We start from the raw sequence: 9165 nt of genomic DNA, 5'->3' as shown, positions 1-9165 counted from the left end.
TCTGTGGCGGCTGGAGGAGTGGTACGGCCGGCACCGTGAGGACGCTCCGCGGCTGGTCAACATGTACGGGATCACCGAGACCACCGTCCACGTCAGCTACCGGGCCCTGGACCAGCTGACCGCCAAGTCCGCCACGGGCAGCCTCATCGGCCGGGGCATCCCCGACCTCGGGGTACGCGTGCTGGACTCCGCCCTGCGGCCCGCCGCACCGGGCGTCGTCGGTGAGATGTACGTGGCAGGCGCGGGCCTGGCCCGGGGCTACCTCGGCCGGCACGACCTGACCGCCGAGCGCTTCGTCGCCGACCCGTACGGTCCGCCCGGCACCCGGATGTACCGCACCGGTGACCTGGCACGGTGGGACGACGGTGAGCTGGAGTACGTCGGCCGCGCCGACCACCAGGTCAAGATCCGCGGATTCCGCATCGAGCTCGGCGAGATCGAGGCCTGCCTCCAGACCCACGACGACATCGTGCAGGCGGCCGTCGTCGTCCGCGAGGACCGGCCCGGCGACAGAAGACTGGTGGGCTACGCGGTCATGGCCGACGGCCGCGACTGCGACCAGGCCACACTCCGGGACCATCTGGCCGCGCAGCTGCCCGACTACATGGTGCCCGCCGCGTTCGTCGCGCTCGACGTCCTGCCGCTGACCGCCAACGGCAAGCTCGACCGGAAGGCACTGCCTGCCCCCGCGGTGGCCACCCGTACCGCCGGCCGTGCCCCCGCCACCCGGATGGAGGAGACCCTCTGCGCCGTCTTCGCCGAGGCGCTGGGCATAACCACCGTCGGCCCGGACGACAACTTCTTCGACCTGGGCGGAGACTCCATCGTCTCCATCCAGCTGATCACCCTCGCGCGCCGTGCCGGACTGCGGCTGACCACCCGTGACATCTTCAAGCACCGCACCCCGGCGGCCCTGGCGGGCGTCGCGACCACCGCTCCGGCCGCCGCCGAAGCGGTGCGGGACGAGCCCGTCGGCCCGCTCGTCGCCACCCCGGTCATCCACTGGCTCGCCGGTCGCGGCGGCACCATGGACCAGTACCACCAGTCCACCCTCGTCCAGGTCCCCGCCGGTCTGCGGCAGGAGCATCTCGCCGCGGCCCTGCAGGCACTGCTGGAGCGCCACGACGCCCTCCGGACGCGTGCCGTGGCCACCGGGGACGGTGGATGGACCCTTGAGGTGGCACCGGCGGGCACGGTCGAGTCCCGGGACATTCTGCGGCGCGTCGGCATCCCTGACACGGCCGCCGGCCTCCCCTCGGAGCTGCTCGACGAGCGGACCCGCGCCGCCGTCGCCGAACTCGCCCCGCACGACGGCATGATGCTGCGGGCCGTGTGGTTCGACGCCGGGGACGAGACGCCCGGCCGGCTGCTGCTGGTCGCCCACCACCTCGTGGTCGACGGTGTCTCCTGGCGCATCCTGCTGTCCGACCTCGCGGAGGCCTGGCAGGCCGCCGCCGCCGGACGCACTCCCGTACTCCCCCATTACGGAACCTCCTTCCGGACCTGGGCCCGTGAACTCCACCAGCTGGCCCACCGCCCCGAGCGGGTCGCCGAGGCCGAGCTGTGGCAGCACATCGCCTCCGGGCCGGATCCGCTGCTGGGCGGCCGTGCCATGGACCCGGTGCGGGACACGGCGGCGACGGTGCGGTCGCTCTCGGTGTCGTTGCCGGCGGGAGAGACGTCGGCGCTGCTGGGTGAGGTGGCGCGGGTGTTCCGTGCCCGTGCGCACGAGGTGCTGCTGGCGGGGCTGGCGCTGGCGGTGCCGAGGTGGCGTCGGGCGCGTGGTGTGGACGCCGGTGAGGTGTTGCTGGAGATGGAGGGGCACGGCCGGGAGGACGTGCTGGAAGGTGTGGACGTGTCGCGGACGGTGGGCTGGTTCACCAGTCTGTTCCCGGTGCGTCTGGACGCGAGCGGGGAGGGTGCCGGGGACGCGGTGAGGCGCGTCAAGGAGCAGCTGCGGGCGGTGCCGGACAACGGGATCGGCTTCGGTCTGCTGCGTCATCTGCATCCGGTGGCGGGGGCCGTGCTCTCCGGGTTGCCGGTTCCGCAGATCGGTTTCAACTACCTCGGCCGCATCGGTGGTTCACCGGGTGGCGACTGGGCCCCGGTGGCCGGGGAGCGCGCGCTGATGGGCGCCGACGACCCGTCGATGCCCGTCGCCCACACCGTCGACCTCAACGCGTACACCCAGGAGACCGCCGCGGGCCCGGTGCTCACCGCCGTGTGGAACTGGGCCGGCGGCCTGCTCACCGAGGCAGAGGTGAGCAGCCTGGCCGACCTGTGGTTCCAGGCTCTGCGGGAGGTCGTGGCCGCGTCCTCGCAGCCCGGAGCGGGCGGCTTCACCCCCTCCGACGTGCCGCTGGTACGGCTCACCCAGGAGCAGATCCGCAGCATCGAGGCCGCGCACCCGGCGACCGCCGACATCCTCCCGGTGACGCCGCTCCAGCAGGGACTGCTCTTCCACACCCTGTTCGACGAGGGCGGACCGGACGTCTACACCGTCCAGTTCTTCTACGACCTGGAGGGCCGGCTGGACGCCGCGGCCCTGCGGGGCGCGGCCGAGGAGATGCTGCGCCGGCACCCCGGTCTGCGGGCGGCCTTCCGGCTCGACGGGCTGGACCACGCCGTCCAGGTGATCCCCGAGTCGGTGGAACTGCCCTGGGCGGAGAAGGATCTGCGCCACCTCGACGCGACCGAGCAGCAGACCGTCCTGGACCGGATGCTGCACGAGGACCGGAACAGCCGCTTCGACCTGGCGGCCCCTCCGCTGATGCGCTTCCTGCTGGTCGCGCTCGCCGACGACCGGCACCGGCTCGTCTTCACGCACCACCACGTCCTGCTCGACGGCTGGTCCATGCCGCTGTTCGTCCGGGAACTCCTCGACCTCTACGCGGGCCGGACCCCGGACCGCACCCCGCCCTACCGGGACTACCTCGGCTGGCTGGGCGAACAGGACGCGTCCGCCACCGCGAGCGTCTGGCGCGAGGCGCTCCGCGGGCTCGAGGAGCCCACCCTCCTCGCCCCCGCCGTCCCCGACCGGCAGCCGGTCACCCCCGACCAGCTGCTGACCGACCTGCCCGCCGGCCTGACCGCACGGCTCCTGGGCACCGCGCGCGAGCACGGCCTCACCCTCAACACCCTGCTTCAGGGCGCCTGGGCCGTGCTACTGGGGCGCCTCACCGGACGCGACGACGTCGTCTTCGGAGGTACGGTCTCCGGCAGGCCTGCCCAGGTCCCCGGCGTGGAGTCGATGGTCGGCCTGTTCATCAACACCCTTCCGGTGCGGGTCCGGATCGTGCCCGGGGAGAGCTCTGTCGCGTTCCTGACCCGGCTGCAGGACGAGCAGGCCGGGCTGATGGAGCACCAGCACCTCGGGCTCGCCGACGCCCAGCGGATCGCCGGGATCGGCGAACTCTTCGACACCATCACGGTGCTGGAGAACTATCCGCTGGACCCGGCACAGCTGAGGGTGCCCGGCCTCGCCGTCACCGCCATCGACGGCCGGGACGCCACGCACTACCCGCTGAGCCTCGCCGTGATGCCCGGCGAGCGGCTGCACCTGCGGATCAACTACCGGCCCGACCTGTTCGACGCCGATGCCGTCCGGCACCTGGTGAGCCGCCTCCAGGCGGTCCTGGAGTTCTGGGCGGACCGCCCGCAGGAGCCGGTGGGCCGGATCGACATCCTCCCCGCCGCCGAGTACGAACACCTGGTGCGCGGAGTCAACAACACCGCGCGCGACATCCCGTGCGACACCTTCCCGGAGCTGTTCGCCGCGCAGGCCGCCGCCACCCCCGACGCCCCGGCCGTACTCTTCGGCGACCTCGTACTGACCTACGCGGAGCTGGACGAGCGCACCGACCGGCTCGCGGCCGTGCTGGCCGGCCGGGGCATCGGCCCCGAAGGGATCGTGGCCGTCGCGGTGCCGCGCTCGGCGGAGCTCGTCGTGTCCGTGCTCGCCGTCCTCAAGGCGGGCGCCGCCTATCTGCCGGTCGACCTCGACTATCCGGCCGACCGCGTCGCCTACATGCTGGAGGACTCCCGCCCCGCGCTGGTCATCACCACATCGGCGGCGGCGGACGCGATCCCCGGTGACGTACCGCGGTTCCTGGTCGACCAGCCGGACGAGCTCGCCGGGCCCCTCGCGCCCGTCAACCCGGCGGACGTCACGAGCCCCGCGTACGTGATCTACACCTCCGGCTCCACCGGCCGTCCGAAGGGCGTGGTGGTCACCCACTCCGGCGCGGCGAGTCTGATCGCCGCCCAGACCGAGCGCTTCGACGCCGGGCAGGGCAGCCGTGTGCTGCAGTTCGCCTCGCCCTCTTTCGACGCCGCGTTCTGGGAGCTGGCGATGGCGCTCCTGTCCGGGGCGGCCCTGGTCGTGGGCACCGCGGAAGAGGTCACCCCCGGCCCGGCACTGGCGGCGCTCGCCGCCCGGCACCGGGTCACCCACGCGACGCTGCCGCCGGTGGTCCTCGGGGCCGCCGCCCCCGGCGACTTCTCTTCGGTCTCGACGCTGGTCGTCGCGGGTGAGGCCACCGCCGGTGAGATGGTCGAGCGCTGGTCGTCCGGCCGCCGGATGGTGAACGCCTACGGCCCCACGGAGGCCACGGTCTGCGCGACGATGAGCGCCCCCCTCAGCGGCGGCGGACTGCCGCCCATCGGCGGCCCGGTCGTCAACGCACAGGTGTACGTCCTGGACGCCAACCTCCGGCCGGTGCCGCCCGGCGTCGCGGGCGAGCTGTACATCGCCGGCGCCGGTCTCGCCCGCGGGTATCTGGGCCGCCCGGACCTGACGGCCGACCGCTTCGTGGCCGATCCGTTCGGCCGATCCGGCGCCCGGATGTACCGCTCGGGCGACGTCGTGCGCTGGAACCACGACGACCAGCTCGAGTTCCTGGGCCGGGCCGACCACCAGGTCAAGGTGCGCGGTTTCCGGATCGAGCTGGGCGAGATCGAGTCCGTGCTCACCGCTTTGCCGCAGGTCGCCCAGGCCGTCGTCGTGGTGCGCGAGGAGCCCGCCGGCCCCCGCCGGCTGGTGGCCTACGCGGTGCCCGAGGGCGCCGCGGCCGACCCGGCGGAGCTCCGCTCCGCGGTCGCCCGGGAACTTCCCGAACACATGGTGCCGTCCGCCGTCGTCGTGCTCGACGCGCTGCCGCTGACCCCGAACGGCAAACTGGACCGTGCGGCACTGCCCGCCCCCGGGACACCCGCCGACACCGGCCGGGCCGCCGTGACGGAGCGGGAGCAGATCCTGTGCGAGCTGTTCGCCCAGGTGCTCGGCCTGCCCGCGGTGGGCGCCGAGAGGAGCTTCTTCGATCTGGGCGGCGACTCCATCGTCTCCATCCAGCTGGTCTCCCGGGCCCGTACCCGCGGCCTCGTCATCACACCGCGGGAGGTCTTCGTCCACCGCACCGCCGCCGCCCTGGCGGTCATCGCCCGTACCACCGAGGGGGACCCGCGGGAGGAGGCCGCGCAGGAGAACACCGACGACGGCCTCGGCCCGCTGCCGCTCACCCCGATCATGCACTGGCTGCGCACCAGGCCCGGCACCATCGACGCCTTCAGCCAGTCCGTACTGGTGCGGACCCCCGCCGGGGTGACCGAGCAGGGACTCGCCGCCGCCCTCCAGGCCGTACTCGACCGGCACGACATGCTGCGGGTGCGCCTGACCCGTCGCGGACCGCTCTGGGGCCTGGAAGTGGCCGATCGCGGCAGCGTCACGGCGGCGTCCGTGCTCTCCCGTGTCCCCGCGGACGGTACGTGGAACGAGGCGTTCGGGGAGCTCGTCGCCGACCACGCGGCCCGAACCCGGGCCGCGCTGGCGCCCCAGGACGGCGCCGTGCTACGGGCCGTCTGGTTCGACGCCGGACCGGACACGACGGGCCGGCTGCTGCTGACCGTGCACCACCTGGCCGTCGACGGAGTGTCCTGGCGGATCCTGCTGCCCGACCTGTCTGCCGCCTGGGACGCCGTCCATGAGCAGCGCGCCCCACGTCTTTTGGCCGTCGGCACCTCCTACCGCCGCTGGGCCGAGCAGCTCACCGCGCTCGCCCAGGAACCGGACCGGCTCGACGAGCTCGAATTCTGGACCGACATGCTCGCCGCGCCCGACGCCCCGCTCGGCGACCGGCCGCTCGACGCCCGCCGGGACACCGTCGCCACCGCCCGCAGCCTCTCGCTGACCCTCCCGTCGCAGACCACGGCACCGCTGCTCACCAGCGTGCCCGCGGACTTCCGCACCGGTGTCGACGAGGTCCTGCTCGCCGGGCTCACCCTCGCCGTCACCGAGTGGCGGCGCCGCCGCGGCCACGACACGGCCGCGGGGCTGCTGGTCGACCTGGAGGGCCACGGCCGCGACGAATCGCTGACCGGTGCGGACCTCTCCCGTACCGTCGGCTGGTTCACCAGCCTGCATCCCGTACGCCTGGACGCGGACGGCCGGCAGGACCCCGCCGAGACCGTCAAGCGGGTCAAGGAACGGCTGCTGGCCGTCCCCGACGGCGGCGTCGGCCACGGGCTGCTGCACCACCTCAACCCGCAGACCGCGATGCTGCTGCACGGCCTGGCGGCCCCGCAGATCGGCTTCAACTACCTGGGCCGCTTCGGTTCCCTGGGCGACGGGGACTGGGCCCCGACGGGCGAGGCCGGTGTGATCGGCGGCGGCGCCGACGACGACATGGCCGTGCCGCACGTCGTGGAGATCAACGCTGTCACCCAGGACGGCCCCGACGGGCCGCACCTCGTGGCCACCTGGACCTGGGCCGGCGAGATCCTGGAGGAGTCCGAGGTCCGCGAGCTGGCCGGGCTCTGGTTCGAGGCGCTGCGGCGGCTCGCCGCCCTGACGGGCGAGGCCGGCCCGACCGGCGGCCTCACCCCCTCCGACCTGCCGCTCGTCTCCCTGGAACAGCAGCACATCGACATGCTGGAGGCCGACCGGCCCGGCCTCGCCGACGTTCTGCCGCTGGCCCCGCTCCAGGAGGGCCTGCTCTTCCACAGCCTGCTGGACGACAGCGCTCCGGACGTCTACAACGTCCAGCTCCACATGGACCTCGTCGGCCCCCTGGACGTCACGGCACTGCGCGCCGCGGCTGCCGGACTCCTGGCCCGGCACCCGAACCTGCGGGCCTGCTTCCGCGAGGACGGGCTGCCGCACGCCGTGCAGCTCGTGCCGAATGCCGTGGAGCTGCCCTGGGCCGACATCGACCTCAGCCACCTCGACGAGGCGAAGCGCGCCGCCGAGCTCGACCGGGTGATGGAGACGGACCGCAGCGCCCGGTTCGACGTGACCACCGCACCGCTGATCCGCTTCACCCTCGTCCGGCTCGCCGCCGACCGTCACCGGCTCCTTCTCACCAACCACCACATCCTGCTCGACGGCTGGTCGATGCCCGTACTGCTCGAAGAGCTGTTCGCGCTCTACGAGAACCGCGGGGACACCTCGGTGCTTCCCCCGGCCCCGGCCTTCGCCGACTACCTGGCGTGGTGCGCCGGCCTGGACGACGGGCCGGCGCGGCGGGCCTGGCACACCGCGCTGGACGGGCTGGAGGAGTCCACGCTGCTCGTGCCGGGGGTCTCCGACTCCACCGTGACGCCCGGCCGGGTCTCCCGGTGGCTCTCCGAGGAGTCCACCACCGAGCTGACGGCCCTGGCCCGCCGGCACGGCTTCACCCTCAACACCCTGATCCAGGGTGTGTGGGCACTGACGCTCGCCGGACTTACCGGAAGTCAGGACGTGGTGTTCGGCGCCACGGTCTCCGGCCGTCCCCCGGAGGTCCCGGGCATCGAGTCGATGGCCGGTCTCTTCATCAACACCCTGCCCGTCAGGGTCCGGCTGCGCCACGACGAGACCGTCACGGAACTGCTCACCCGTCTGCAGGCCGAGCAACTGGAGCTGATGGACCACCAGTACCTCGGCCTGTCAGAGATCCAGCGCATCGCCGGTCACGGCGAACTCTTCGACACGCTGGCCGTGCTGGAGAACTACCCCCTGGACCCGGAGAAGCTGCGGGCCCCCGGGGCGCTGGACATCACCCACATCGACGGCCGCGACGCCACCCACTATCCGGTGACGTTCGTCGTCCTGCCGGGCGACCGGCTGGAACTCCGCCTCAACCACCGGCCGGAGCTGCTGCCGGCCGGCCGGGCCGAGGCCATGGCCGACCGGCTGACGGACCTGCTGGCCCGCATCACGGCCGAACCGGACCGCCCGGTCGGCCGACTGGACAACGTCACCGAGGCCGAGCGGGAACGCGTCCTCCACACCTGGAACGGTGCCCGCCGGCCCATCGACCCCATGACGTTCCCGGCGATGTTCGAGGCGCAGGTGGCCCGTACTCCGGATGCGCCTGCGGTCATGTCCGACGACGGTTCGCTGTCGTACGCGGAGCTGAACGAGCGGGCCAACCGGCTCGCGCACCACCTCATCGGGCGGGGTGTGGGTCCGGAGCGGATCGTCGCTCTGCTGCTGCCGCGCTCGGTGGACATCGTCATCGCACAGCTCGCGGTGATGAAGGCGGGCGGCGCGTACCTGCCGGTGGACCCGGACTACCCGGCCGACCGGATCGCCTACATGATCGACGATGCCCGGCCGGCTCTGCTGCTCACCGGCCACGCACACGCCGACCGCGTGCCGGTGTCCTCGACCACTGCGCGGGTGCTCCTGGACGAGCTGGACCCGGACGCCGGGCCGGTGACGGATCCGGTGGACGAGGACCGGCCGACGGGGCTGGTCACGGGCCATCCGGCGTATGTCATCTACACGTCGGGTTCGACGGGACGTCCGAAGGGCGTGGCGGTCTCGCACCAGGGACTGTCGGCCTTCGCGACGGTGCTGGCCGAGCGGTGTGCTGTCGGTCCGCGAAGCCGGGTGCTGCAGTTCTCGTCGCCGAGCTTCGACGCGTCGGTGCTCGAACTGTGCATGAGTCTTGTGTGGGGTGCGGCGCTGGTGGTTCCGCCGCCGGGTCCGCTGGCGGACGAAGCACTGGGCCGGGTGCTGGCGGACCGCGGGATCACGCACGCACTGATCCCGCCGGCGGCGCTGGCCACGGTTCCGGTGATGGACCTGCCCGAGTTCACGACGCTGATCGTGGGCGGTGACGCGACCGACGCCGCCCTGGTGGACCGCTGGGCGCCGGGCCGACGCATGGTGAACGCCTACGGGCC

Annotated in this window: 1 protein-coding gene; it reads left to right on the top strand. The window is 73.1% G+C overall.

The features are described from left to right. The coding region (locus ABTZ94_RS33815; protein WP_351206672.1) for a non-ribosomal peptide synthetase at nucleotides 1–9165 on the top strand (9165 nt) is incomplete at both ends.

The sequence above is a fragment of the Streptomyces sp. NPDC002785 genome, from assembly GCF_040295565.1.
Taxonomy (GTDB): Bacteria; Actinomycetota; Actinomycetes; order Streptomycetales; family Streptomycetaceae; genus Streptomyces.
Note: the sequence above shows the minus strand (reverse complement) of the source record. Positions and strands in the feature narration are given on the sequence as shown.